1 pseudogene is annotated in these 354 nt (G+C 70.3%); it reads right to left on the bottom strand.

The features are described from left to right. A pseudogene (locus AB1L30_RS00960) lies at positions 1 to 354 on the bottom strand (hypothetical protein); the annotation flags it as partial.

The raw sequence follows: 354 nt of genomic DNA, 5'->3' as shown, positions 1-354 counted from the left end.
CTCGACGACCTCGGCGGCGTCGCCGGCGGTGGCGGTGGTCATGGCGTTGAGCAGGTAACGATTCCCGGACGTGACCACGAGGACCCGGGCCTGACGCGGGCGACCGATCGCGGCATAGGCATGATTGTCCTGCTCGAGGTCGTCCTGCAGGTCGAGCCGGACCTCGAGCCCGACCGGCCCCGGGTCGGGCAGGTCGAACTTGAACGAGCGGGCGCCCCGGGCCGGCAAGGAGACCTCGATGGCGTCGATCAATCGACCCTCGCCGATCGGTTGGTCGAGTTCGTGGCGGAGCAGCCGGGCGACCGCCTCGGCCGGCTCGTCGCGATAGTTCCGCACGCGGCCGAAGAGCTGGAT

Source organism: Bremerella sp. JC817 (assembly GCF_040718835.1).
Classification (GTDB): Bacteria; Planctomycetota; Planctomycetia; order Pirellulales; family Pirellulaceae; genus Bremerella.
Note: the sequence above shows the minus strand (reverse complement) of the source record. Positions and strands in the feature narration are given on the sequence as shown.